Source organism: Streptomyces uncialis (assembly GCF_036250755.1).
Classification (GTDB): Bacteria; Actinomycetota; Actinomycetes; order Streptomycetales; family Streptomycetaceae; genus Streptomyces; species Streptomyces uncialis.
Genome location: NZ_CP109583.1, coordinates 8,336,099 through 8,361,284 on the forward strand (window position 1 = coordinate 8,336,099; position 25,186 = coordinate 8,361,284).

A 25,186-nucleotide genomic window follows, 5' to 3' on the forward strand; every position below is an offset into this window, starting at 1 on the left:
GCACCGCGTCGTACCGCGCAGGGCGCGTACCGTACCGGGCCGCTACCGCCGGGCGGTGTACCAGGTGACGCTCACCCCGTTGGGGAACACCTCGCGGTCGGCGGCCAGGAACGGCGTCGGGTCGAAGCCCCCGTCGAACAGCGTGACCCCGGCCCCGGCGACCACGGGGTAGCTCTTGAGGATCAGTTCGTCGATCTCCGGCAGCAGCGCGCCCGCGAGCTTGCCGCCACCGCACAGCCAGATGTCCCGCCCCCGCTCGCGCTTGAGCGCGCGGACGAAGCCGACCGGGTCGCCGTCCACCACCGTCACGGCGGGATCGGGGGCGGCGCCGAGGGTGCGGGAGACGACGTACTGCCGCAGATGGGCGTACGGGCTCGGGGCGCCGAGCGCGAGCGCGTCGCGGTAGGTGCCGTGTCCCATCAGCACGGTGTCGAAGCGGGCGGGGGGTACGTCCGCGACACCGGCGGGTTCCCGCATGGCGGTCGGGACGGTCTCCGGCAGCCGGGAGTTGACCCAGCCCGCGTACGCGGCGGACTGCTGGGCGTCCCCTGTGGGGAAGAAGCCGAACTCGCCCTTCGGACCGGCGATCCGGCCGTCGAGGGACGCGGCGATGTAGTACACGAGCTTGCGCAAGAGGCTCCCCGTTGTGCAGTACTATGTTTGTAGTGGTGGGAATGTAGTACTACATATGGAGTGATGTCAATGGCGCGCAGGAACGACGAGCGACGAGCCGCCCTCGTGGACGCGGCGATCGAGGTACTGGCCGGCGAGGGTGCCCGCGGGCTCACCTTCCGGGCGGTCGACGTGGCGGCCGCCGTCCCCACCGGAACGGCGTCCAACTACTTCACCAACCGCGACGATCTGCTGACCCAGGCGGGCGCCCGGGTCTATGAACGCCTCCAGCCGGACGAGGCGACGATCACGCGGCACCGCACCGCGAGCCGGGACCGGGAGACCTACGCGGAACTCATGCGTGAACTCGTCGGCCGTGTCAGCTCCTTCCGTACCGGCTATCTCGCCCTGCTGGAGCTGCGGCTGGAGGCGACCCGGCGGCCCGCTCTGCGGGCGATCCTGACCGAACGGGTCAGCGCGGACGTCGCCGCCAATGTCGCCTATCACGAGCAGTCGGGGCTGCCCGGCGACGCCACCGCCGTACGGCTGCTGTATCTCGCCCTCAACTGGCTCATCGTCGAACAGCTCACGCTCCCGGGCGTGTTCTCCGAGGAGGAGCGCGACGCGCTCGTCACGGCGGCGGTCGAGCGGATCGTACGGACGGACTGACCGGACCCCCGCGCGCCCCGGCCCCCGGACCCGTCCGCGCCCCGACCCTGAAGGAGCAGCGCCATGCCCACCCTTGACCGCCAGGACGGCGTCTTCGTCCTCGACCTCGGGGACACCGAGAACCGCTTCCACCCCGACTGGGCCGCCGAGGTCGACGCCCTTCTTGACGAGGCCGAGCGGGCCGACGGCCCGCGCGCCCTGGTGACCACGGCGCGCGGCCGGTTCTGGTCGAACGGCCTGGACCTCGACTGGTTCCTCGCCCACCCGGACCGCGCCGACGCCTTCGTCGCCGATGTCCAGGCGCTCCTCGCCCGGGTGCTGACCCTGCCGATGGTCACCGTGGCCGCGCTCCAGGGGCACACCTTCGCGGCGGGGGCGATGTTCTCGCTGGCGCACGACCTCCGGGTGATGCGCGCGGACCGGGGCTACTGGTGCCTGCCCGAGGCCGACCTGGGGATCCCGTTCACCGCGGGCATGTCCGCGCTGATCCAGGCCCGTCTGGACCCGCGCACCGCCCATGAGGCGATGGTCACCGCCCGCCGCTACGGAGGCCATGACGCCCTCGCCACCGGGATCGTGGACCGGGTGGCCGACGCGGACACGCTGCGCGGCACGGCCGTCGACCTGGCCCGCGCCCAGCTGGCCAAGGCGGGAGCCTCGCTCGCCACCATCAAGTCCCGTATGTACGCACCGGTTTTGACGGCCCTGGCGGAGAAGGGCGTCCGCCTCGCACCGGACGCCCGGCCCGCGTGACGTGACATGGCCGACGGCACCCGGGTGCCCGGGTGGGCAGCCGGATGCCGCGCGCCCGACGGCACCCGCCCGCCACCCGGCGGCACCGCGCACCGGGCGCCCGCCCGCCTTCCTGTCGGCGCCGAGGGGGCGGCGCACGGGCGGACCACCCGGTGTGCGCGGTGCCTGAGTCATACTATTGCTAAGTAGTTTAGTAGTCGAATGCGCGGGCGGACGGCGCTCCGTCGGACCCGTGGTTGAGGACCCACCATCGGATGGGCGCCCGCGTGCTGCGTTCCGCCGAGCGTTCCATGACGATGAAGGGTTCGGTCGCCGACTGGGAGAAGTGGGTCGGGTTCGCCCTTCCGGCCTCCGGTAGCTATGTGGTCCCGGGGGCCCTTGCTCCCCTCGTGATCGACCGCGCGACTGACCAGGGCGTGCTGGTGGAGCCGAACGTGTGGGTGCGGCACCGCTGAACGGCCGCGCCGTCCGACATCGCTGCTCTCTGTGCGTTGCTGAGCGGACGCCGCAAACGGTCCTGGCTCAGCGACGACCGCACAGAGCGTGCCGACCGGCGAGTCGACGAAAGATCGGTTGGCCGGTGACATCTCCGATCGGCACCTGCGCCGCGTCCGGTGGGTTCCGCTTCGGCTTGCCGCTTGGTGCCGCGCTGACCTGCGGCTTTGATGGTCGTCCAGGTGACTTGTCAGCGGTTTCGTCCAGCGAATGTGTCAGATTCTTCAGCAGCGGGAGCCTCTTCGGGCAGTGCACAGAACCATCTGGTGGTCGCCATGGGAGAGAATGCTGGGCATGACGACTTGAAGAGCACCGACCGGGCGGCAGCGCTGGGTCAAGGTCGCGACCTGGGACACGGTCAGCCACGGCGATCGCCGAAGCTGCGCTGCCTGCGGGACACCCGTCCGCTCCTACCAGTTCCGTCTCCATGAGCCTGAGTCCTCGATGTTCGAGCGGTGCGTCGGCTTGGCATGGTGTTCCGGGTGCCGGATCTACTCCGCTGCGATGGTCCGGATTCCCCGAACGCGTGTCCTCGTCGACGCGCTGGGATCCCTGCCTGCGGACGAGCGTGTTCGACTGCGCCGCAGCGAGGTGAAACTGATCGACCATCTCGATCGCCAACGCGACCGGAGGTCGTGATCCGCATCCCGAGGGTGGCACTGCCGATGTCGCGCTCACTCGTGAGTCGGTCCGGCGGCTCCAGCCGATCAACGTGCCCGGCGCACGAGTGGTGCCCGGCCGGAGCCCCTTCGATGCCTCCGATCGTCGGTGAGACCGGATGCACCCCGGGTCAGGGGCGGGTGGCGGCGAAGTACGGCATCGAGTCCAGTGGGGTGAGCTCGACGTTCTTGCCCGTGCGGGGCGCGTGGATCGCCTTCCCGTCGCCCACGTACATCCCGTTGTGCTGGGTGTTGTTGTACCAGTAGATGATGTCGCCCGGCTGGAGGTCCTCCCGTGCGACCTGGCGACCGGCCGAGTACTGCTGGATGACCGTGCGCGGCAGTGAGACCCCGGCCGTGCGCCACGCCGTTCCCGTGAGCCCCGAGCAGTCGAAGGAGTCCGGGCCGGTCGACCCCCACTCGTACGGCTTGCCGAGCTGCGCGTACGCGAAGCGGACCGCGTCGCGGGCGCGGCCGCTCGCCGAGCCCTGGTACGCCGCGGGCTTGTCGCTGTTGCCCGCGGCCTTGTCCTCCTTCTTCTCCGCCTCCCGCATCTCGGTCCGCTGCTCGGCCGTGAGGCTGTTGAGCAGCTTCCGCGCCGCACCCAACTTGCCCTGGATCTCCTCCTTCTTGCCGCTCAGGCGCTCGCGCGCCTTCTCCGCCGCGCCCACCTTCCGTCCCGCCTCGGCGCGTGTTCGGGCGAGCTCGCGGCGCTTGGACTCCAGGGCGGTGAGCTCGGTGGCCTGGCGCGCGCTCATGCGGTCCAGCGCCTGGGCCCGGTCGAGATAGCTGTCGGGGTCCGCCGACAGGAACAGTCCGAGCGTCGGGTCGACCCCGCCGCTGCGGTACTGGGCCGCCGCCATGGGCCCCATCCGCGCCCGCAGTTCGTCGACCTCGGCCTGCTGGTCGGCCATCCGGCGGTGGGCCGCGTTGGCCTCCTTCTGGAGTTTCGCCTTCCGTTCCAGGATCGCGTTGTACTCCTCCGTCGGCGCCTCGGCCTCCTCGTAGAGCGCGGCCACCTGCTGGCGTACCTCGTCGAGGGAGGGCTTCGGCGCGGCCTGCCCCTGGGTGGGCAGCAGCGAGACGGTCCCGGCCGTCGCGGCCAGGACGGCGAGCCGGGGACGGCTCGGCGGCTTCGGTCGGCGGTGCGTCCCCATGGCGGACCACTCCTTCGCTCACCGGGGCGGCGGACGCCGGGGCGGGCGTCCGCCGCACGTGCCGGTGGGGTTGTGACGTCGATATCGTCAACAACTTAGTAGATTCGTAGTTCGGCCCACAATCCCGGGCACCGGATACGCGGGAGCGGCGGGGGACCGGGTACGCGGCCGGGTACGGGCGTCAGCCGACGCCGTGCAGACAGCCCATCGCCAGCGGGAGGAGCACGACCGCTGCCGCGGCCGCGGCCAGGCCCGTCCGCAGGACGAACGGGGGTCGGTGGCGCGGGGCGAGCACGCGCCGCAGCCGGAGCAGGGCGGTGGGGCCGCCCACCGCGAACGCGCCCGCCGGGGCGGTCGCCGTCGCCATCCCGTACATCGCCGCCGCCAGGACATCCCCGGGCTGACGGCGCAGCGCGTGGTCGTCGGCGATCATCTCCAGCAGGACCGCGGTCTGTTCCTGGCCGTGCCGGGCCAGTGGGAGCCACCGGAACACCCGGGCGAACCCGCCGGCCGCGGCGAGCACCAGATGATGGCGCCCCGTGATGTGGGCGCGCTCGTGCAGCAGGACCGCGTCGAGCTGGTCGTCCGACAGCAGCCGCAGGGCGCCCGCGCTGACCACGACCCGGGGGCCGCGGCCGGGCAGGCAGTACGCGGCGGGCCGGTCATGGTCGAGCACCGTCGCGCCGAGCCGCCGCGAGCGGCGTCCCACGATGTCCAGCACCGCCCGGTGCCGGGACCGCGCCCGCCGACCCCGCAGCACCTCCACCGCGACGGCCAGCGCGACCGTACCCACGACCGCGCCGGGCGCCGCCATCGCGAGCCGCGCCGCCACCGAGGCCGCCGGGACGGCCGCCGGGTCACCGACCCCGCAACTGTGCAGCAGCCCCACGATCTCCGTGTGCAGATGACCGGCGGGCACCACGACGTCGTAGACGGCCAGCGCCAGCGACACGAGGAACGACAGGGTGAGCGCCTGCCAGACGGCGAGCGCCAGCGCCGGGGCGCGGTGCGGCCAGCGGGCCCGCAACAGGGGGACGGGCGCGAGTACCCCGACGGCCGCCGCGTAGCCGAACAGCGCGGGGGCCGTGCTCACGCGCGGTCCTGCCGCCCGGCCGCGCGCAGCGCCTTGCGCAGCGCGCCGACCTCCTCGGGGCTCATCTGCTCCACGAAGTGCGCGAGGGCCACCGGGCGGTCCTCGCTGGCGCCCAGGGCGTCCTCCATCAGCGCCGCCGCGTACTCCTCACGGCTGCGGACCGGGGTGTACACCCACGCCCGGCCCTCCTTCGCGCGCAGCAGCCAGCCCTTGTTGTAGAGGATGTTCGCCACCGTCATCACGGTGGTGTACGCCAGCGGACGCCGCTTGTTGATGTCGTCCACGACCTCCCGGACCGTCGCCGGGCGCTCCCAGCGCCACAGGCGGTCCATGATCTCCGCCTCCAGATCCCCCAGCCGACGCATCCTCTGCTCCTCCTCCGACACCGCGCGAACGCAGGCCAATAGTAGGCCGTGGGGGCCGGCCGGCGGTCCGCGCACCCGGCGTCGGCTCACACCCGGGCGGGCTGCTCCTCCTCCCCGGGCCGTCCGGCGTCCTTCGCCTCCGTGGGCCGGGGCCGGGTCTCCGGCAGCGCGGCGAAGCAGCACAGGCTCAGCACGGCGACCCCGGTCAGCCACCCGGCGACACCCCAGGGCGGTCGGCCGCCGCCGGACAGCGCGGTCGCCACGATCGGGGTGACCGCGCCGCCCAGCACCCCGGCTAGGTTGTAGCCGACGGCGGCGCCCGTGCACCGCACCCGGGGTTCGTACAGCTCCGGGAGATACGCGGCGATCACCGCGAACATCGTGACGAACGCGATCAGCGCCACCATGAACCCCAGGGACATCAGCACGGGTTCCCCCGTGCTCAGCAGCGCGACCAGCGGGAACATCCACACCACGGCGAGCGCGCTGCCCGCCAGGCACAGCGGACGCCGTCCGAACCGGTCGCTCAGCAGCGCGGCCACCGGCGTCAGCAGCCCCTTCACCGCCACCGGGACCATCACACAGAGCAGCATCAGCGTGGGACTCACCCCGATCACCTCGGTCCCGTACGCGAGCGCCCAGGTCGACACCGAGTAGAACACCGCGTATCCGCTGGACAGGGCGCCGGCGGTCAGCAGCACCAGCCGCCAGTGGCCGCGCAGCACCTCGGCGACGGGCGCGGCGGCCCGTTCCCCGCTCTCGCTGAGGGCCTTGAACTGGGGGGTCTCCGCGAGGGAGGAGCGCAGCAGCAGACCGCCCGCGGCGAGGATTCCGGCCGCCCAGAACGGCACCCGCCAGCCCCAGGAGTTGAACTGCGCGTCGGTGAGGGTGGCCGTCAGCAGCAGCATCATGCCGTTCGCCAGCAGGAACCCCAGCGGGGGACCCATCTGCGGGAAGCTGCCCCACAGCCCGCGCCGACCGGCGGGGGCGTGCTCGGCGGTCAGCAGCACCGCGCCGCCCCACTCACCGCCCAGTCCGATGCCCTGGACGAACCGCAGCACCAGCAGCAGCAGGGGCGCCGCCATCCCGATCGACGCGTAGGTCGGCACGCATCCCACGGCGACCGTCGCGACCCCGGTCAGCAGCAGCGACGCGAACAGCACGGGCCGCCGCCCGTACCGGTCCCCGACATGGCCGAACAGCACCGATCCGAGGGGCCGGGCCACGAAACCCACGCCGAACGTGGCGAACGCGGCGATGGTCCCGGCCAGCGGGGAGAACGACGGGAAGAACAGCGGCCCCAGCACCAGCGCGGCGGCCGTGCCGTAGATGAAGAAGTCGTAGAACTCGACGGCGGTCCCGGCGAGCGAGGCCGTCGCGAGCCGCAGCATGGACGGCGTCCCGCTCCGGGAGGACGGCGGCGACGGAGCGTGACTGGTAGACATACCGCACCAACGCCCCGCACCCGGAGCCGGTTACGCCGACGGCCGCGACATCGGCAGGAACATAGGCCAGGGCACGGGCGCGGGCGTCGGTACGGGTCCGGGCACCGGCACCAGCACCAGCACCGGTACGGCCGGCGTGACTTCGCGGCGGACGGAGCGCGCGCGGAGCGCGGACGGGTGCCCCGGCGTACCGTGCGCACCCCCTCAGCGCGACCACCGGGTGTGCGGGTCACTTCGCGGCGTGCCCGGTCGGGCGCGGTTCCAGCCCGCGCGTGCGCATGGTTCACGCGCTCCCGCCCGGCGCCGGGACCCCGCGCGGCGACCGCTGCGCCTAGCCTTCCGAGGACATTAGCAGGGGCGGCCGTCGTGAATTCCCACTGCGTCGCCCCCGCCCGTCCGTGTCTCGAACCGGAGACCGTTCCCGGAGGTTGTCCATGCTGGAGAGCATCGTTGTCGTCGGTGGCGGAACATCGGGCTGGATGACGGCCTCCTATCTGAGCGCCGCGTTCGGCGAGCGGATATCCGTCACGGTGGTGGAATCCGCCCGGGTCGGGACCATCGGCGTCGGTGAGGCGACCTTCAGCACCGTGCGGCATTTCTTCGAATACCTCGGGCTTTCCGAGGAGACATGGATGCCCGCGTGCAATGCCACCTACAAACTCGGTATCCGCTTCGAGAACTGGCGGGCACCGGGCCACCACTTCTACCATCCCTTCGAACGGCAGCGGGTGGTGGACGGGTTCACCCTCCCCGACTGGTGGCTGGCCGACGGCGGCGCCACCGAACGGTTCGACAAGGAGTGCTTCCTCGTCGGCACCCTGTGCGACACGATGCGCTCGCCCCGCCACATGGACGGCGCGCTGTTCGAGGGGGACCTCACCGACCGCCCCGCGGGCCGCAGCACACTCGCCGAACAGGGCACCCAGTTCCCGTACGCGTACCACTTCGACGCCGCGCTGCTCGCCGACTTCCTGCGGGACTACGCCGTCGCGCGCGGGGTGCGGCACGTGGTGGACGACGTGGTCCACGTCGCCCGGGACGAGCGCGGCTGGATCAGCCATGTCGCCACCCGGAGCAGCGGTGACCTGGCCGGGGACCTCTTCGTCGACTGCACCGGCTTCCGCGGGCTGCTCATCAACGACGCCCTGGACGAGCCGTTCGAGTCGTACCAGGACACCCTCCCCAACGACAGCGCCGTCGCGCTGCGGGTACCCGTCGACATGGAACGCGAGGGGCTGCGCCCCTGCACCACCTCCACCGCGCAGGCCGCGGGCTGGATCTGGACCATCCCGCTGTTCGGCAGGGTCGGCACGGGCTACGTCTACGCCCGCGACTACTGCACCCCCGAGGAGGCCGAGCGCACCCTGCGCCGGTTCGTCGGCCCCGCCGCCGACGATCTGGAGGCCAACCACATCCGGATGCGGATCGGCCGCAGCCGGCGCTCCTGGGTGAACAACTGCGTCGCCGTCGGACTGTCCTCCGGATTCGTCGAACCACTGGAATCCACCGGGATCTTCTTCATCCAGCACGCCATCGAGCAACTGGTGAAGCATTTCCCCGACGCGGACTGGGACCCCGCCCTGCGCAGCGCGTACAACACGCTCGTCAACCGCTGCATGGACGGCGTCCGGGAATTCCTCGTCCTGCACTACTACGGTGCCGCCCGCGCCGACAACGAGTACTGGCGGGACACCAAGACCCGGAAGATCCCGGACTCCCTCGCCGAACGCGTCGAACAGTGGCGGACGAAACTCCCGCACCCGGAATCCGTGTATCCGCACTATCACGGCTTCGAGGCCTATTCCTATGTGTGCATGGTGCTCGGGCTCGGCGGAATCCCGCTGAAACCCTCACCCGCGCTGCGCATGCTCGACCCGTCCGCCGCGCAGCGGGAGTTCCGGCTGCTGGCCACCCAGGCCGAGGATCTTCGGCGCACACTGCCCAGCCAGTACGCGTACTTCGCCCAGTTCCGCTGAGCGGCGGCGGCCGGAGCCGTGGCGATGACGATCGATCTGCTGTGGTCAGTACTGCATCTGACCGCCCTGCTCGGGGCCCTCGGCCTGGTCGCGCTGACCGGGCGGGCCGTCGCGCGGTGGCTGCGGCTGCCGCTGGTGATCGGGGAGATACTGGTCGGCCTGTGCGCCGGGCCCGCCCTGCTCGCCCTGCTCGGGGGACCGGGCTTCGACCGGCTGCTGCCGGACCATCTCGCCGTCCCGCTGGCCCGGGTCGGTGAGGCGGGGCTGGTGCTGTTCCTCGTCGGTGTCGTCCACGGGCTGCGGCACGGCCCGGCCGGTCCGGCGAACCGGGCCCTCGGCCGGGTGAGCGCCGGGGTGTTCCTGCTGCCGCTGCTGACCGGGCTGCTGTTCGCCGGCTGGGTGCTGTGGCTCGGCCCGCCGGGCCTGGCCGGTACGGCGGCGCTGCCCGCGCTGCTGGTGATGCTGCCCGTGGCGATGAGCGTGACGGCGGTGCCCGTCCTCGCCTGTGTCATCGACGAACGCGGGCCCGGGCTCGGCCGGGCCGCGCCGCTCGCCCTGATGTCCGCGATCCTGCTGGACACCGTGGCGTGGCTGCTGCTGGCCGTCGCGCTGGGGCTGGCCGCCGGGGGACTGTGGGGGGTGGCCGGGGCGTTCGCCGCGCTCGGCGTCGGGCTGCTGCTGGCGCACGGAGGCCGCCGCGCACTCGCCCGCCCCCGGATCACGGCGGCCGCCGCCCGCCGCCCCACGGCCGCCGCCGTGCTGCTCGGCGGGCTCGCGCTGCTGGCGGCGACCGGGGCCCACGGCGCGGGACTCACCGCCGTCCTCGGCGCGTTCCTCGCGGGCGTCATGGTCCCCCATGACCCCGACGGCCCCTGGACCCGGGCGGTCGCCGTCGTCGCCCGGGTCGGCCGGGTGCTGCTCCCGGTGTTCTTCGTCGGCACCGGGATCACCCTGTTCACCGAATCGGCGGGCTCGCTGCCCTGGTCCGCGACCCTGCTGTGCACCGCGCTGGCGATCGTCGGCAAGGTCGGCGGCGGATACCTCGGCGCGCTGTGGGCGGGGGAGGACCGCCGGACCGCGCTGCGGGTCGGCGTCCTGGTCAACACCCGCGGACTCACCGAGATCGTGGTCCTCCAGGTGGGCTGGGCGGCGGGCATCCTCACCCCGGGGCTGTTCCTCGCGATGCTGGTCATGGCGCTCGTCACCACCGTCCTGACCGGACCGCTGCTCTCCCTCATCGACCACCACGCGGCCTCCCGGGAGCCGCTCGTGCGAACAGGCGGTGTTCCGTGAAACTGTCCCCAGAGATCACCCCGACCCGGTTCCGCGCCCTGATGGCCGGGTTCCCCAGCGGTGTCGCCGTCCTCACGGCCACGGACCCCGACGGCGGGCGCCCGTGGGGCATGACGTGCTCCTCCGTGTGCGCGGTGTCGCTCGCCCCGCCCACCCTTCTGGTCTGCGTGCGCACCGGCAGCCCCACCCTGGACGCGATGCTCCGCCGGAGCGCCTTCGCGGTGAACCTGCTCCACGACGGGGCCCGCGCCACCGCCGAACTGTTCGCGTCCGGGGCGCCCCACCGGTTCGACCAGGTCCGCTGGGAGTACCCGGTGACGGGCGGCGGGCCGCATCTGGTCGAGGACGCGCACACCGTCGCGGACTGCGAGGTAAGCGGGCACCAGGTGGTCGGCAGCCACGCCGTGGTGTTCGGGGAGGTGACCGCGGTCCACCACAGGAGCCCGCCGCGACCCCTGCTGTACGGGCTGCGCCGGTACGCCGCGTGGCCCCTGCCCGACGTGGACACCGTCTCGTGGGTGGCCCCCTGACGGCCGTCTCCTGGACGGCTACCTGGACGGCCCCCTGGACGACCTGACGGCGGCCCGCCGGCACAGCTCGGCACGCCTCCGCACGCCTCGACGGCTCCGCACGGCTAGGGCACGGCTCCACGCGTACGCCCGACTCGGGCACGGCGTCCACCGACGGAAGGTCGCCCAGGAACGTCACCCAGGGGCGTCGTCGCCCGCGTCGGTGGCCGCGGGCAGCAGCCAGGCGAGGGCCGCCGACACCGCCCCCGCGAGCGGGTCCCCGCCGGGCGGGAGCTCCACGAGACGGTGCTCGGCGGTGAGCGCCCCGGCGGCCGACCGTGACGACGCCACGGGGACCCGTGCCGCGCCCGTACCGTGCACGATCAGGGTGGGCGCGGTCACCGCGCCGAGCACCCCGCGCGGCTGGAGCCAGAAGACCTCGTTGAGCATCGCCCGGCCCGCCGCCAGCCCGCAGGCAGACGCGAGCGCGCCGTCTGCCAGCAGCGTCCGGCCCGCGGGCTCGGTCAGCCGTCCGCCGCGCCACCGCGGCGAATCCGCCGTGAAGTGCTCCTGGTAGTCGATCAGCGGATCGAACAGCACCAGCCGGCCGATCTCGTCGCCGCGCCGCGCCGCGTACCCCGCGGCCACCCCGCCCGTGAGTCCCGCCGCCAGTACGGCGATCCGGGCGGCACCGGTCCGCTCCCGCAGCTCCCGCAGCCCGGAGCCGATCAGATTGAGCAGCCCGGACAGGCTCAGCTCCGCCTGCCGCCCCTCGCTGTGCCCATGGCCCGGCAGATCGAAGCGGAGTGTGGCCACCCCGCCGTCCGCCAGACCCCGGGCGACCCGGGTGAAAAGCCCGCCCTGCTCCCGGTCGGCACCCGACCCGTGCAGGAACAGCGCCGCGTCCCGGGAGCCGTCGTGATGCCCCGGCGGTACCAGGAGCGTGCCCGCGAGCCGCAGTCCGTCATGGGTGCGGACCAGGACCTCCGCGCCGGTGTCCGGCGGGTCCGCCGGCAGGGTCGCATCGGACATCACAACACTCCGTTCGGGCGGGGGCCGGAGCGCCAGCGTGCCCCCGCCCGGCGCCCGTGGGTGGTCCGGCCCCCGGATTCCCCCGGCTCGCACGGTGTGGACGACCGCCCCGCACGCGACCGGCCCCGCAGGGCCACCGCAAACCGTCAAAGGCCCCCGGTGAGTGGGGATGTGGGCGCGGTCGCCGGTCCACAAGATTAGGGGCCGGGGGTTCCACCGCCCTGACGGTCGGTGCTCCGGACGAAGTCCCGTCGCGGATGGCGGAGGCCGTCACCTCGGCCCCGGCACCCGGGACGGCCCGTCGCCCTCCCCGGTCCCGTCCCCTCTGCCGAAGGAGTCCGGTGCGCAGGAACGGCTCGGCGGCCACGGGCGTCACCCGCCCGTACCCGCCCCTCTCGACCATCCCCCGCCCGCCCGCGTCCGCCGGGCATCCGCCACCGGGGCCCAAACGGATCACCGTCATCGGCGCCGGTATCGCCGGGCTGATAGCCGCCCATGAACTGGAACGCCTGGGCCACCGCGTCCAGGTGCTGGAGGCGGGACTCGCCCCCGGCGGCCGGGTCCGCACCCACGGGTTCAGCGGACGCGCCCACGGACCGCTCGTGGAACTGGGCGCCATGCGCATCCCCGCCTCGCACCACCTCACCATGCAGTGGATCGACCGGCTGCGGCTGAGCGACCGCGTACGGCAGTTCCGCACCCTCTTCTCCGACGACGCCAGCTATCTGGCGACCCCGGCCGGACACGTCCGGGTCCGGGACGCCTCACCGGTCCTCGTCGAGGAGTTCCGCCGGAGCCTGCCGCCGGGCCCGGACCACCGGCCCGAGACCCTGCTGTGCGCGGCCTGGCTCGCGGCGAGCGTCCACGCGGTCGCCCCCGGCACCTTCGGACGCGGACTGCACACCGATCTGCCCGTCGAACTCCTCGGCCTGCTCGCCGGCATCGACGTCCGGCCCTACCTCGTCGGCGGCGCCGCGACCCGGATCGACCTCAACCGGTTCTTCGCCCACCACCAGGGCTTCGCCGCGCACGGCCGGTTCCGCTACTTCTTCGACGACGTCGTCACCGAGACGTCCTCGGCGCTGTTCCGGCTGGACGGCGGGATGGACCAGATACCCAGACGGCTCGTCGCCCAGCTGCGCGGACCCGTCCGCTGGGGCCGCCGGGTGGTCGGGCTGCACGCACGGCCCGACGGGGTCACGGTCGACACCCGGCACGGACTGTCCACGGAACGGTTCGACTGCCCGTACGTCCTGTGCACCCTGCCGTTCTCCGTACTGCGCCGGATGCCGCTGACCGGGGTCGGCGACGACAAGACCGCGGTGGTCAACGACATGCAGTACTGGCCCGCCACCAAGATCGCCCTGCACTGCCGGGAGGCGTTCTGGGAGAACGACGGGATCAGCGGCGGCGGCTCCTTCACCGGGGGACTCACCCGCCAGACCTACTACCCGCCGGTGGAGAGCGACCCCCGGCTGGGCGCCGCGCTGCTCGCCAGCTACACCATCGGCCCCGACGCGGAGGCGCTCAGCGAGGTGCCGAAGGACAAGCGCGTCGCCACCGTCCTCGGTGAACTCAAGCCGATGCACCCCGAACTGGCCTCCCCGGGCATGGTCCTCGACGCCCGGAGCCAGGTGTGGGGCGAGGACCCGCTGAGCATGGGCGCCGCCTCCGTGCGGTGGAGCAAGGACCCGGACACCGCCGAGGAGGAACGACGGCTCGCCGCCGCGCCGCAGGGCGCCCTGTTCTTCGCCGGCGAGCACTGCTCCTCGACCCCCGCGTGGATCGAGGGCGCGATCGAGTCGGGGCTGACCGCGGCCCGGGAGATCCACGGCCATGTCCCGCTGAACCGCGGGGTGACGGCGCCGGGACACCGGGTGGGCGCGGGCGGCGCGCGATGAGCCCGGCGGACGGCCGGGGCGGACCATCCCCAGGAGGATCGATGAACCCCTCGCACGACACCGGCGTACTGATCGTCGGCGGTGGCCCCACCGGTATGGCCACAGGTCTGGAACTGCGGTCCCGCGGCGTCGACTTCACCCTCGTCGAAGCGGGTGACGGCAGCGTCACCCACCCCAAGGTCAGCGCGATCGGTCCGCGTTCCATGGAGTTCTTCCGCCGCTGGGGCATGGCCGACCGGGTCCGCGGCGCGGGCTGGCCCGGGGACCACACCCTGGACTGCGTCTGGGTCACCCGGGTCGGCGGCCATGAGCTGTACCGGCTGCCGCGCCGCACCATGGACACCCGCGCCCCGTTCCGGCACACCCCCGAACCCGACGCCATCTGCCCCCAGCACTGGCTCGGCCCCCTGCTCCGCGAGGAACTGGGCGTGCACCCCGGCGGCCCGGTCCGGATGCGGACCCGGATGACGGGCTTCACCCAGGACGCGGACGGCGTCACCGCACGGCTCACCGACGAGGCCACGGGCCGGACCACCACCCTGCGGGCCCGCTATCTGATCGCCTGCGACGGCACCTCCTCGCAGGTCCGCAAGGACGCCGGTATCGAGGCCCCCGCCCGCCACCGCACCCGGGTCTGCCGCAACATCCTCTTCCGGGCGCCACGGCTGCGCGAGGAACTGGGCGAACGCAACGCCAACTTCTTCTATCTGCTGATGTCCTCCGCCCTGCGCTTCCCGCTGCGCGCCCTCGACGGCAAGGACCTGTACCGGCTCACCGTCGGCCTGCTGGGCCACCCGGACTCGCTGGTCGACGCGGAGACCCTGGTCCGCCGGGCCATCGCCCATGACACCCCCGTCGAGGTGCTGTCCGACAACCAGTGGCATCTGGTGCACCGGGTCGCGGAGAACTTCCGCGCGGACCGGGTGTTCCTCGTCGGGGACGCCGCCCACACCCTGTCGCCCTCCGGCGGCTTCGGGATGAACACCGGGATCTGCGGCGCCGCCGACCTGGGCTGGAAGCTCGCTGCCGCGTTCGACGGCTGGGCGGGCCCCGGACTCCTCGACAGCTACACCACCGAGCGGCGGCCCGTGGCGCTGGAAGGCTTGGAGGAGGCCAACCGGCATCTCGTCCGGGCCTGGGCGCGGGAGATCCCCGGGGAACTCAACGACGACACCCCCGAGGGCGAACGGCACCGCCGCTCCCTGGGCGCGGACCTCGCCGCCGGGCCGGTCGCCAAGGAGTTCGACGCCCCGGAGATCCATCTCGGCTTCAGCTACGCCGACTCCCCCCTGGTCGTCCCCGATCCGACCGTCCCCGCCGACGCGCACGACGACCGGCGGCCCAACTCCCGGCCCGGCTCCCGCGCCCCGCATGCCTGGGTGAAGCCCGGGACGTCGACCCTGGACCTGTTCGGCGACGGGTTCGTGCTGATGTCCAGCACCCGCTCGGCCCGCACCGACGGCTTCACCCGCGCCTTCGCCGACCGCCGCGTCCCGCTGACCGTCGTCCACTGCGAGGTCCCCGAGGTCGTCGAGAGCCTGGAGCGGCCCTTCGTCCTCGTCCGCCCCGACGGACATGTGGCGTGGCGCGGCCATGAACTGCCCGACGACCCCGCCGCCGTCGCCGCCCGGGTCACCGGCGCGGGTACGGGTACCCGCGCAGGTACCGGCACGGACTCCGGTACGGGCGCCAGCGGCACCGGGGGAGCGCCATGACCCCCGCCACGGCCCCCGCCGCCCTGCCCCCGTTCGGCCTCACCGGCTGGCCCGCCGAACGCCTCGCCGACCCCTACCCGGTCTACCGCCGCTACCGCGCCGCCGCCCGCGTCCACCGGGCCGAACCGGACGGCACGGCACCGACGTTCTACGTACTCGGCCACGACGAGGTCGCCAAGGTCCTCAGCGCCCCCGTCTACGGCCGCAGCCCCCGCCGCGCCACCGGCGGCGCCCCACCCGCGACGGTCCCGGACGGCCACTCCGCGCTGCGGAGCATGGTCGAGAACTGGCTGGTGTTCCTCGACCCGCCCCGCCACACCGAACTGCGGTCCCTGCTGAACCGGGAGTTCACCCCCGGTGTCGTCACCGATCTGCGCGGCCGGATCCAGGACATCGCCGTCGGCCTCCTCGCCGAACTCACCGCCGAGGCCGCCCGCACCGGGACCGTGGACCTCGTCGAACGGTTCAGCGCGCCCTTCCCGATCCTGGTGATCTCCGAACTGCTCGGGGTGGACCGGACCGACTGGGCCTGGCTGCGCGAACAAGCCGTCGGGGTGCAGCAGGCGAGCAGCAGCCGCGCCGCGCTGCGCCCCGACGCGCACCACGTCGCCGAGACCGCCGCCCGCGAACTCACCTCCTACTTCCTGGAACTGGCCGCCCGGCGCCGCGCCGAACCGGCCGCCGACCTGGTGTCGCTGCTCGTGTCGGCGCAGACCCGGGGCGAACCGCTGACCGACGCGGAGATCGTGGCGACCTGCGTGCACCTGATGACGGCGGGCCACGAGACCACCACCAACGTCCTCAGCAAGTCCGTCCTCACCCTCACCGCGCGGCCCGCGCAGCTCGCCCGGCTGCGGGCGGCGCCGCTCGTCCCGGCGCCCGCGGTGGAGGAACTCGTCCGCTTCGACCCGCCGGTGCAGGCCGTGACCCGCTGGGCCTACCGCGATGTGGTGCTCGGCGGGCACCACGTACCCCGCGGCAGCAAGCTCTTCGCCGTGCTCGGGGCCGCCAACCGCGACCCGGCGCGCTTCCCCGACCCGGACACCCTCGACCTGGACCGCGGCGGACGCAACCTCGCCTTCGGGCTCGGCGTCCACTACTGCCTCGGCGCCGGCCTCGCCCGCACCGAGATCGAGATCGGACTGGGACTGCTGCTGCGCGCCCTGGCCGCCCTCGGCGACAGTGAGGTCGACGAGGTCCACTACCCGTACGACCTCGTGTTCCACGGGCCCGAGCGGCTCACCCTGCGGCTGCGCTGACCTCCGGCGAGGTCGCCCGCAGCAGCACCCGGTCGAGGAAGGCGACCAGCGCGCCGACGGCGTCCGGGGCCGGGAGGTCCACCACGGCCCCGAGATGCCCGTCCGGCCGGACCACCACCAGCCGCGCCCCCTTCACCTGGTACGCGCGGTACGCCGCCGCCTCCTGCGGCGGCACCGCGTGGACCGTCACCATCCCCGGGTAGCGGTCGTCCAGCAGCTCCGCGAGCTCCTGGACGTCCAGCCCCGCCGCGCCGGGGTCCGCCGCGAACCCCAGGACGTGATAGCCGCTGCCGTGGGTCAGGTCCAGCACACTGCCCGTCCCGTCACCGGCCCGCGCCAGCAGCGCGTACGGGGCCCGGTCGCCGGGCCGCAGCCCGCCCGTCACCGGCCGGGCGGCGGCGACCGCGCGTGAACCCCGGTAGCCGATCCACAGCTGCGAGAACATATGGAAGAACATCCGCCGCACCGGCGCGAGACGGCTGACCACGCCGACCACCCGGGCCGCCACCTGGGTCCGCATCCACACCGCGACCGCCCCGTCGCCGGTCTCCGCGCGGAACCCCAGATCGGTGCGCTTGAGGACGGTCCGCGCGATGGGCCGCCGCTCCGACTCGTAGGTGTCCAGCAGCCACGGCGGCGCCTGGCCGTGCACCACCTGCGCCAGCTTCCACGCCAGATTGACCGCGTCGCCCACCCCCAGGTTCAGCCCCTGCCCGCCCGCCGGGTTGTGGATATGGGCGGCGTCCCCGATCAGGAAGCAGGAGCCCACCCGGAACCGCGGCGCGATCCGGCTGTGGAAACGGAACATCGACGCCCACACGATCTCCTGGAGCCGCGCGTCCACCCGGAAGTAGTCGGCGAACCAGCGGTGCAGCACCTCCGGTTCCAGCGCCGCGTACGCCTCGTGGGAGGTCTCGACGGGCTCCTGGGCCTTGTGCACCGACGGCGGCACCACCCCGAACAGCCGGCAACGCCCGCTCGCCAGCGGCAGGATGCCGACGAAACCGCCCCGGGTCAGGTTCAGCCGCATCCCCCGCACCCCGAGATCGGCGTCCAGCACGACATCCGCGAGCATCCCGCTCTGCGGATACGTCCGCCCCCCGAACTCCAGCCCCAGCGACTGCCGGACGGTGCTGCTCGCGCCGTCCGCGCCGATCAGCCAGCGCGCCGTCACCGTCTCCTCGCCGTCCGTGCGCCGCACCGTGACACGTACCCCCTCACCGGTGTCGGCCAGCGAGTCGAGCGCGCTGTCCCACTCGACGTCCACCGCGTGCTCGGCCAGCGCCTCCACCAGCAACCGCTGGGTCTCGAACTGCTCCAGCGCCAGCGCGTACGGGAACCGGGTCCAGGCCGCGGTGCCCGCGCCCGCGAGCGGCATCCGCCCCGCGTGCCGGCCCCGCTCATGGATGGCCACCTGGGTGATCGGCAGCCCCCGCGCCACCGCCTGCGCCGCGACCCCGAGCCGGTCCAGCAGCTCCAGCGTGCGGGCGTGCACGATCGCCGCCCGCGCCTCCTCCACGGGCCCCGCGGCGCGGTCCACGACCCTGACCCGGACCCCTTGCTGCGCCAGCGCCAGCGCGGCGGTCAGTCCGCTCGGACCCGCCCCGACGACGAGGACGTCACAATCGTGTGCGTCACGCATAGGACCTCACAGCGTGGAAGTCGGTCCCGGAGCCGGTCCCGGGACCCCCGGCCCCGAGTGTCCCCGGCGCGCGGAGCCGTCCGCATCGCGCGTCGCACGACCCGGCGGACGGTTCTCGGCGGACGGCGGCCCCGCCCGCCGCCCGCCGGAGGTGACCCCGGGCCCCCGCGCGGCCCGGCACCCTACGCGAGTGCGCGGTATCCGGCGCACCGCCGCCGCCACCGCTTCCGGCCGCCGGGACCGGACTATAGGTTCTGGCCTGACCGTGGCGGGCGCCGAGGCCCGCCCCGACCCGCCGAGGACGTGCAGATGACCGACCAGGCCCCCGTCCCGCCCCCACCACAGCCGTACTTCGACGACCTCGCGGACCTGTACGAGCGGTTCACCAGCATCCGGGACGGCGCCACCAGCCCGGTCCGCTCCTGGCTCGTCGGCCAGCTGCCCAAGGGGGAACGGGCCCTCGACATAGGCTGCGGCGGCGGCAACAACTGCGTGATGCTCGCCGAACGCTACGACGAGGTGGTCGGCGTCGACATCTCCCGCCGGATGCTCGACATCGCCGCCGCCAAACCGGCCCGGGTCCCGGTGCGTTACCAGCACCGCAGCGCGCTGGACCTCACCCCCGCCGCCGACGGCACCTTCGACCTGGTGATGTCCGTCAACGCCGTCTTCCATCTGGGCCCCGCCCCCCGGGTGCTGCCCCGGCTGCGCGACCTCGTCGCCCCGGGCGGCCGGCTCGTCGTCATCGACGTCACCCGGCCCGACGCGACCGGCACGGACACCGACGCCGCGCCGGCCGCCGAACGCGACACGTACGCCTTCGACACCGCGCGCACCATCTACGAGGTCTCCGGCGACGCGGACGCCGCCGCCGACTCGCTGCGGATGATGCTCCACCCGCGCTGGCTGGAGATGAGCGCCGCCCATATGCCGCTCACCTACGGCGAGTTCGTCCGCGCCTACCGCGAACAGCTGCCCGGGGTGCGTATCACCCGCGACCTCATCCCCACCATGAGCGCCGCCGTCTGGGACGCCCCGTGAGCGTGCTCGACGTGCCCCGGGTGCACTTCGCCGGGGCCGCCGTCACCCGGCTGCCCACCGGCCCCCGCTCCGGACTGTACGACCTCGCCACCGGGCGGGCCCTCACCGACGACGGCCCTTTCCCGCTGGAACGCCCCGCCCGCGAGTACCACGACCTGCTGCGCGCCCGCGGCGAGCGCTACGAACCCGACGGCACCCTCACCCCCGACGGCCGCTTCTCCACCACCACCGGCTGGAACTTCGGCGGCAACGGCCACTTCTGGATCGACGCCCGGGTCACCGGCTGCGAACACGCCCCCGGCCGCGCCGCGACCGACGACCCGCTGGTGGGCCGCGCCGTCGACCTGTGGGGCCACTTCTGCGACTACACCGCGGGCACCGTCAACCGCTGCCGCGTCCTCGACGTCGACCCCGCGTCCCCGTGGACCACCACCGTCATGATCGGCCAGCTCGCCCTCGGCCGCCTCGGCCGCTCCCACGACGTGGGCTATCTGCTCACCGGCGACGTGACCGGTATGAGCCCGCCGCGCTGGCCCAACGCCCGCTACATCGACGACGTCGGCCCGCACCCCCTCGCCGACCGGTTCCGCCGCTCCGTCGTCCACCAGTTCGCCGTCGAACGCGGCACCGGACTGCACTGGCTGGAAGGCTCCGCCGACTCACCGGCCCTCACCGCGCTGCGGGACCTCCTGGACTCCGGCGCCGCCGACGGACTCGTCGTCCAGCTCGCCCTGTCCAACATGTCCACCCCCACCGACAACGACCAGCCCGACTTCTGGGACCTGCGCGGTGTCCTCGCCCCCTGGCACGCCCACGAACTGCGCACCTACCCCGCCGGACGGCTCCTCACCGGCCGCCGCGTACGGGCCGCCGGTCACCACGCACCCCTGCACAACCTCACCGTCCGCGTGGACGACGAGCACGTCACCGCGAACCTCGTCACCGCGCTGCCCGTCACCGGCCGCGCCCCGCTGCGCGGCCCCGGCCCCACCCACCGCACCGGACCCCTCGCCGACCTCGGCGACCTCCAGCTGCGCGCCGCCGACGGCACCCTCGTCGCCGTCGTCCGCGGCGCCGACTACCTCGGTGCGGGCTACCGGCGCACCGGCGGAGTGCTCACCCTCGACCGGATCGACGGCCGCACCGGCGAACCCGCCGGCCCGCTGCGGATCACCGCGCCGGACGGCACCGTACTGGCCGACGAGGAGGAGACCGTCGTCCAGTCCGACGAGGCGGCGCTGTTCCTCGAACACCCCAACCCCCGCACCGGCGAGGACTTCGCGGTCCAGGTGCCCGTCCGCTCCTATGTCCGGGGCCGCCCCGCACGGGCCACGGGCATCCGGGTCCAGCAGTACCCCAACCCCCGCGCCCGGCCCCTCGACCCGGCCGCGCAGTCGCCCGACGCCCGCCCCGCGGACATCCCCGTCACCGCGTTCCTGGCCCCCGGCCGCGCCGACTACACCGCCGACAGCCTGCTGTCCACCGACGAACACGGCCACGGCACCCTCACCCTGCGGGGCGCCGCGGCCGGCGCCGCCCTGGTCCTGCTGCTCCCCGCCGGTGAACAGCCCCCCGCCGACCCCGCCGAGCCGGGCTCAGCCGCCCGCGGCTACGACCACGACGACGACCTCGGCTACTGGCCCGCCGCCGGCAGCATCGCCGTCCGGGTGCTGCCCGACCACTGGCACCTCGACGACCTGCCCGACAGCGCCATCACCTTCCCGCTGGTCTACCGCCAGGCCCTCGCCCCCTACGAACTCCTCTACTCCTTCATGAGCGACGAGGTGCTCAGCCTCGCCGACGAGTTCAAGGTCGAGACATACGCCCGGCTGATCTGGCACGTCAGCGCCCCCGAACACCGGGACCGGACGTTCTACATGCCCTCCACCCGCGATCTGAGCGCCCCTCAGATCCGGCTGCTGCTGCGGTACATGCTCGCCGACGAGGCGAAACGGCAGACCCCGCCCGTCCTCGTCCCCCCGCACCGGACCCCCGGCACGATCACCACCCGCGACGCCCTGCTGCGGGCCCTGCGCCAGGCCGCGGCCATCGAACTCGCCACCATGATCCAGTACCTGTACGCGGCGTACTCGGTCCCCACCCACGGCGCCGCCCGCCACTACGTCGAGCGCGGCGAATGGACCCCCGCCCAGTTCCTCCTCGCCTGCGGCGAAGGCCCGCAGACCCTCAGCAACGGCATCCGCGGCAGCCTCACCAACGTCGCCCGCGAGGAGATGATGCACTTCCTCGCCATCAACAACATCCTCATGGCCATGGGCGCCCCCTTCCAGGTGCCCGACATCGACTTCGGGACGTTCAACCACCGCATCGATGTCCCCCTGGAGTTCTCCCTCGAACCCCTCGGCCTCGGCAGCGTCCAGCGGTTCATCGCCCTCGAACAGCCCCACACCCTCACCCAGGAGATCGCGGGCAACGACTCCACGGCCGACGGCGGGACCGCCTACCGCTACGGATCGCTCAGCGAGCTGTACGCCGCGATCCGCGACGGCATCCAGCGCGTCCCCGGCGCGTTCCTCGTCCGCAAGGGCCGCGGCGGCGGGGAACACCATCTGTTCATGCGGGAGTCCGTCAACGCCGTGCACCCCGACTACCAGCTCGAAGTGGACGACGTCACCAGCGCCGTCTTCGCCATCGACTTCGTCACCGAACACGGCGAAGGCGGCTCCATCCCCTCCGTCCTGCCCGACGAGGACTCCCACTTCGACACCTTCCTGCGGATCTCCGACGCCCTCGTCCACGAACGCGCGCAGGGACCGAACGGCCGCGCCGTGCCCTGGAACCCCGCCTACCCCGTGCTCCGCAACCCCACCCTGGACCTGCGGAGCACCGCCAAGGACCCCGTCACCCACGAACCCGCGCGCCGCGCCATGACCGTCTTCAACCGGTCCTACGCCCTGGCCATGCACCTGATGGTCCAGCACTTCGGCCACAGCCCCGACAAGAGCCTGCGCCGCTCCCGGCTGATGAACTGGGCACTGGACATCATGACCGGCGTACTGCGCCCGGTCGCCGAACTCGTCGTCACCCTGCCCTCCGGACGTCCCGGCCGCACCGCCGGTCCCTCCTTCGAACTCGGCACCGTCCCCCAGTACATCGCCCGGCCCGATGTGGCCGCCGCCTGGCTGGCCCGCGAGTTCGACGAGACCGCCTCCCTCGCCCGGGGCTGCCCCGCACTCACCCCCGCCGTGGCCGACCTCCTCGCCTTCATCGGCGACCGGCTGCGCACCATGGACCCCCGGGAGATGTGATGAGCGGTCCGGCCCCCATCCGCACCACCGTCTGCGTGGTCGGCGGCGGCCCCGCGGGCGCGATGCTCGGCCTGCTGCTGGCCCGCTCCGGCGTGGACGTCGTCGTCCTGGAGAAGCACCACGACTTCCACCGCGACTTCCGCGGCGACACCGTCCACCCCGCCACCCTGCGCGTTCTCGACCAGCTCGGCCTCATCGACCGCTTCCACGCGCTCCCGCACCAGAAGGTCACCACCATCGGGGTGATCCAGGACGGCCACCGCATCGACATCGCGGACTTCAGCCGGCTACGGGTCCCCTACCCCTACATGGCCTTCGTCCCCCAATGGGACTTCCTCGACCTGATCACCGCCGAGAGCGCCCGCCACCCCGCGTACCGGCTGCTGATGGGCACCGCGGCCACCGGGGTGCTGCGCGACACCGACGGCCGCGTCAGCGGCGTACGGACCCGGGGCCCCGACGGCGCCGCCGACCTCCGCTGCGCCCTGGTGGTCGCCGCCGACGGCCGCCACTCGGCGCTGCGGGCAGCGGTGGGCGCCCGGCCGAGACTCATCGGCTCCTCCCTCGACGTGGGCTTCTTCCGGATCTCCCGCCGGCCGACCGACCCCGACGAGGGCATCTGCGTCCGGGTCGGCAACGGCAAGATCTTCGGCGCGACCGACCGCGGCACCTACTGGCAGATGTCCTACGAGACCACCCGAGGCGGCTTCGACCGGGTCAGGCGCGCGGGACTCGACGCGTTCCGCGCCGACCTCGCCGCACTGGTGCCCTTCCTCGCCGACCGGGTCCACGAACTGCGCTCCCTGGACGACATCAGCCTGCTGGAGGCCCGGATCGACCGGCTCGCCCGCTGGCACCGGCCCGGACTGCTGTTCATCGGGGACGCCGCGCACGCCATGTCCCCCGTCGCCGGGTTCGGCGTCAACCTCGCCGTCCAGGACGCCGTCGCCACCGCCAACGCGCTCTGCGCGCCCCTGCTGCGCGCCCAGCGCACCGGCGCCGCGTTCGACGACACCCTCCTCACCAAGGTCCGCCGGCGCAGACTGGTCGCCACCGCCCTCTCCCAGGGACTGCAACGCGCCACCCAGCGCTTCGGCATCGACACCACCCTCAACGGCTCAGGACAGCCGCCCGCGCCCCGGCTGTTCGAACGATTCCGGCCCGCACAGCTCCTGATGAGCAGGGTCATCGGGGTCGGCTTCCGCCCCGAACACATCCGCACTGCCCCGGCCCGCCCCGCCGACCACGAGAAGGACCCGACATGAGCGCAGCCGACCCCGGGGGGACCGGGCCCGCCCCGGCCGACCGGATGATGTCGATGATCACCGGCTACTGGGTGACCCAGATCGTCCGGACCGTCGCCGAGCTGTCGATCCCCGACCAGCTCGCCGAGGGCCCGCTGACGGCCGCCGAACTCGCCGCGCGGATCGACGCCGACCCCGACGCGGTCGCCCGGCTGCTGCGGGCGTGCGCGTCGCTGGGGCTCACCGAGGCGGACGACCGGCGCGCGTTCCACCGCACACCCCTGCTCGACACCCTGCGCGCCGGGACCCCGCACTCCCTGCGGACGATCGCGCTGGTCCACGGCTCACCCGGCCACTGGCTGCCCTGGGGTCTGCTCCCCGACGCCGTACGGTCGGGGACCCCGCAGACCGGGGCCGCCCTCGGCCACGACATCTGGGCCCACTTCCTCGCCCACCCCGAGGAAGGCGAACGCTTCGCGACCTCCATGACCGAACTGACCGCCGGGCTCGCCGAGGAGGTCGCCGCCCTGATCGACACGGACGGCGTCGGGGTCGCCGTGGATGTGGGGGGCGCGAACGGCGCGCTGGTGCACGCGCTGCTGCGCGGCGACCCACGACCGCGCGGGGTGGTCGTGGACCTGCCCGCCGTCGAGGAATCCGCCCGCGCCGAAGCGCGCGAGGCGGGACTCGCCGACCGGGTCACCGTGGTCGGCGGTTCCTTCTTCGACCCGCTGCCCCGGGGCGACCTCTTCCTGCTCAAGGCGGTCCTGCACAACTGGGACGACGACGCCTGCACGGCCATCCTGCGCAACTGCCGCGCCGCGCTGAACCCGGGGGGCCGGGTGATCGTGGTGGAGATGCCCCTGGGCCCGCTCGGCGAGCCCGGCTTCGCCCCCCTCCTGGACCTCAACATGCTCGCGGTCCTCCCGGGCCGCGAACGCGACCTCCCGCACTACGACGCCCTCTTCGCGGCCGCCGGCCTGCGCCGCACGGGGATCACCCCCACCCGTTCCCCCCAGCGGCTCATCACCGCGGTAGCGGCCGGGAGCTGACCCCC

20 protein-coding genes are annotated in these 25,186 nt (G+C 73.5%); 13 read left to right on the forward strand and 7 right to left on the reverse strand.

Annotated features, from left to right (window positions below; all coding sequences use genetic code 11):
- Positions 1-42: 42 nt before the first annotated feature.
- Positions 43-633, reverse strand: a complete 591-nt coding sequence (locus OG711_RS35030) for a dihydrofolate reductase family protein (RefSeq protein WP_329562665.1) — start codon at positions 631-633, stop codon at positions 43-45.
- A 69-nt stretch (positions 634-702) separates the two neighbouring features.
- On the opposite strand from OG711_RS35030, the gene OG711_RS35035 reads away from it, so the two are divergent.
- The 3 genes from OG711_RS35035 (at position 703) to OG711_RS35045 (ending at position 2,489) form a co-directional block, all read left to right on the forward strand.
- Entirely contained in the window at positions 703-1,281 is a 579-nt protein-coding gene (locus OG711_RS35035; protein WP_073788999.1) for a TetR/AcrR family transcriptional regulator, read from the forward strand.
- A 63-nt stretch (positions 1,282-1,344) separates the two neighbouring features.
- Positions 1,345-2,034: an enoyl-CoA hydratase/isomerase family protein gene (locus tag OG711_RS35040; protein WP_329562668.1), complete on the forward strand. Its 690-nt coding sequence runs from the start codon at positions 1,345-1,347 to the stop codon at positions 2,032-2,034.
- Positions 2,035-2,288: 254 nt separating this feature from the next.
- Entirely contained in the window at positions 2,289-2,489 is a 201-nt protein-coding gene (locus tag OG711_RS35045) for a hypothetical protein (protein ID WP_329562670.1), read from the forward strand.
- 830 nt (positions 2,490-3,319) lie between these two features.
- Here OG711_RS35045 and OG711_RS35050 read toward each other — a convergent pair.
- The 4 genes from OG711_RS35050 to OG711_RS35065 form a co-directional block, all read right to left on the reverse strand.
- Complete coding sequence (locus OG711_RS35050) at positions 3,320-4,345, reverse strand: C40 family peptidase (protein ID WP_329562672.1); 1,026 nt, start codon at positions 4,343-4,345, stop codon at positions 3,320-3,322.
- 181 nt (positions 4,346-4,526) lie between these two features.
- Positions 4,527-5,438, reverse strand: coding sequence for a M56 family metallopeptidase (locus OG711_RS35055; RefSeq protein ID WP_329562674.1), 912 nt, complete (start codon positions 5,436-5,438; stop codon positions 4,527-4,529).
- Positions 5,435-5,803, reverse strand: a complete 369-nt coding sequence (locus OG711_RS35060) for a BlaI/MecI/CopY family transcriptional regulator (protein WP_073788987.1) — start codon at positions 5,801-5,803, stop codon at positions 5,435-5,437. Before OG711_RS35060 ends, OG711_RS35055 begins: the two co-directional genes overlap by 4 nt.
- 86 nt (positions 5,804-5,889) lie before the next feature.
- Positions 5,890-7,194 carry an MFS transporter gene (locus tag OG711_RS35065; RefSeq protein WP_329562677.1) on the reverse strand — a complete coding sequence of 435 codons (1,305 nt, stop codon included), beginning with the start codon at positions 7,192-7,194 and terminating at the stop codon, positions 5,890-5,892.
- Positions 7,195-7,682: 488 nt separating this feature from the next.
- On the opposite strand from OG711_RS35065, the gene OG711_RS35070 reads away from it, so the two are divergent.
- The 3 genes from OG711_RS35070 to OG711_RS35080 are packed head-to-tail and all read left to right on the forward strand — an operon-like array spanning position 7,683 to position 11,047.
- Positions 7,683-9,224, forward strand: coding sequence for a tryptophan halogenase family protein (locus tag OG711_RS35070; protein ID WP_329562679.1), 1,542 nt, complete (start codon positions 7,683-7,685; stop codon positions 9,222-9,224).
- A gap of 24 nt (positions 9,225-9,248) precedes the next feature.
- On the forward strand, positions 9,249-10,517 hold the full coding sequence (locus tag OG711_RS35075; RefSeq protein WP_329562681.1) for a cation:proton antiporter: 1,269 nt from the start codon (positions 9,249-9,251) through the stop codon (positions 10,515-10,517).
- Positions 10,514-11,047 (forward strand): flavin reductase family protein, encoded by a 534-nt coding sequence (locus OG711_RS35080; protein ID WP_323181456.1) that lies wholly within the window; start codon positions 10,514-10,516, stop codon positions 11,045-11,047. The genes OG711_RS35075 and OG711_RS35080 overlap by 4 nt, the downstream gene beginning before the upstream one ends.
- Before the next feature lie 174 nt (positions 11,048-11,221).
- Here OG711_RS35080 and OG711_RS35085 read toward each other — a convergent pair whose 3' ends face one another.
- Positions 11,222-12,058, reverse strand: coding sequence for an alpha/beta hydrolase (locus OG711_RS35085; RefSeq protein WP_329562684.1), 837 nt, complete (start codon positions 12,056-12,058; stop codon positions 11,222-11,224).
- 341 nt (positions 12,059-12,399) lie between these two features.
- Between OG711_RS35085 and OG711_RS35090 the strand changes: the two genes are divergently transcribed.
- The 3 genes from OG711_RS35090 to OG711_RS35100 are packed head-to-tail and all read left to right on the forward strand — an operon-like array spanning position 12,400 to position 16,933.
- Positions 12,400-13,959 carry a flavin monoamine oxidase family protein gene (locus OG711_RS35090; protein WP_266512072.1) on the forward strand — a complete coding sequence of 520 codons (1,560 nt, stop codon included), beginning with the start codon at positions 12,400-12,402 and terminating at the stop codon, positions 13,957-13,959.
- Positions 13,960-14,000: 41 nt separating this feature from the next.
- Positions 14,001-15,674: an FAD-dependent monooxygenase gene (locus tag OG711_RS35095; protein WP_329562686.1), complete on the forward strand. Its 1,674-nt coding sequence runs from the start codon at positions 14,001-14,003 to the stop codon at positions 15,672-15,674.
- Positions 15,671-16,933, forward strand: coding sequence for a cytochrome P450 (locus OG711_RS35100; protein ID WP_329562688.1), 1,263 nt, complete (start codon positions 15,671-15,673; stop codon positions 16,931-16,933). Before OG711_RS35095 ends, OG711_RS35100 begins: the two co-directional genes overlap by 4 nt.
- Here the strand turns inward: OG711_RS35100 and OG711_RS35105 are convergent.
- Positions 16,914-18,575 (reverse strand): FAD-dependent monooxygenase, encoded by a 1,662-nt coding sequence (locus tag OG711_RS35105; RefSeq protein ID WP_329562690.1) that lies wholly within the window; start codon positions 18,573-18,575, stop codon positions 16,914-16,916. The two genes, OG711_RS35100 and OG711_RS35105, sit on opposite strands and share 20 nt — an antisense overlap.
- A 309-nt stretch (positions 18,576-18,884) precedes the next feature.
- Here OG711_RS35105 and OG711_RS35110 point away from each other — a divergent pair, with 309 nt between their 5' ends.
- The 4 genes from OG711_RS35110 to OG711_RS35125 are packed head-to-tail and all read left to right on the forward strand — an operon-like array spanning position 18,885 to position 25,181.
- Positions 18,885-19,616: a class I SAM-dependent methyltransferase gene (locus OG711_RS35110; protein ID WP_329562692.1), complete on the forward strand. Its 732-nt coding sequence runs from the start codon at positions 18,885-18,887 to the stop codon at positions 19,614-19,616.
- The gene (locus OG711_RS35115) at positions 19,613-22,885 is read left to right on the forward strand and encodes a ferritin-like domain-containing protein (RefSeq protein ID WP_329562694.1); all 3,273 of its coding nucleotides are present in this window, start codon (positions 19,613-19,615) and stop codon (positions 22,883-22,885) included. The genes OG711_RS35110 and OG711_RS35115 overlap by 4 nt, the downstream gene beginning before the upstream one ends.
- A complete protein-coding gene (locus OG711_RS35120; RefSeq protein WP_329562696.1) occupies positions 22,885-24,150 on the forward strand; it encodes an FAD-dependent oxidoreductase in 1,266 nt (421 codons plus the stop codon). Before OG711_RS35115 ends, OG711_RS35120 begins: the two co-directional genes overlap by 1 nt.
- Positions 24,147-25,181, forward strand: coding sequence for a methyltransferase (locus OG711_RS35125; protein ID WP_329562698.1), 1,035 nt, complete (start codon positions 24,147-24,149; stop codon positions 25,179-25,181). Before OG711_RS35120 ends, OG711_RS35125 begins: the two co-directional genes overlap by 4 nt.
- Positions 25,182-25,186 lie beyond the last annotated feature (5 nt).

Bases quoted from the DNA above. Each gene is read 5' to 3' on its own strand.
- OG711_RS35125 (WP_329562698.1), top strand. From the start codon at position 24,147: ATGAGCGCAGCCGACCCCGGGGGGACCGGGCCCGCCCCGGCCGACCGG.
- OG711_RS35110 (WP_329562692.1), top strand. From the start codon at position 18,885: ATGACCGACCAGGCCCCCGTCCCGCCCCCACCACAGCCGTACTTCGAC.
- OG711_RS35070 (WP_329562679.1), top strand. From the start codon at position 7,683: ATGCTGGAGAGCATCGTTGTCGTCGGTGGCGGAACATCGGGCTGGATG.
- OG711_RS35095 (WP_329562686.1), top strand. From the start codon at position 14,001: ATGAACCCCTCGCACGACACCGGCGTACTGATCGTCGGCGGTGGCCCC.
- OG711_RS35045 (WP_329562670.1), top strand. From the start codon at position 2,289: ATGGGCGCCCGCGTGCTGCGTTCCGCCGAGCGTTCCATGACGATGAAG.
- OG711_RS35100 (WP_329562688.1), top strand. From the start codon at position 15,671: ATGACCCCCGCCACGGCCCCCGCCGCCCTGCCCCCGTTCGGCCTCACC.
- OG711_RS35075 (WP_329562681.1), top strand. From the start codon at position 9,249: ATGACGATCGATCTGCTGTGGTCAGTACTGCATCTGACCGCCCTGCTC.
- OG711_RS35105 (WP_329562690.1), bottom strand. From the start codon at position 18,575: ATGCGTGACGCACACGATTGTGACGTCCTCGTCGTCGGGGCGGGTCCG.
- OG711_RS35065 (WP_329562677.1), bottom strand. From the start codon at position 7,194: ATGCTGCGGCTCGCGACGGCCTCGCTCGCCGGGACCGCCGTCGAGTTC.
- OG711_RS35085 (WP_329562684.1), bottom strand. From the start codon at position 12,058: ATGTCCGATGCGACCCTGCCGGCGGACCCGCCGGACACCGGCGCGGAG.
- OG711_RS35060 (WP_073788987.1), bottom strand. From the start codon at position 5,803: ATGCGTCGGCTGGGGGATCTGGAGGCGGAGATCATGGACCGCCTGTGG.
- OG711_RS35040 (WP_329562668.1), top strand. From the start codon at position 1,345: ATGCCCACCCTTGACCGCCAGGACGGCGTCTTCGTCCTCGACCTCGGG.
- OG711_RS35035 (WP_073788999.1), top strand. From the start codon at position 703: ATGGCGCGCAGGAACGACGAGCGACGAGCCGCCCTCGTGGACGCGGCG.
- OG711_RS35120 (WP_329562696.1), top strand. From the start codon at position 22,885: ATGAGCGGTCCGGCCCCCATCCGCACCACCGTCTGCGTGGTCGGCGGC.
- OG711_RS35050 (WP_329562672.1), bottom strand. From the start codon at position 4,345: ATGGGGACGCACCGCCGACCGAAGCCGCCGAGCCGTCCCCGGCTCGCC.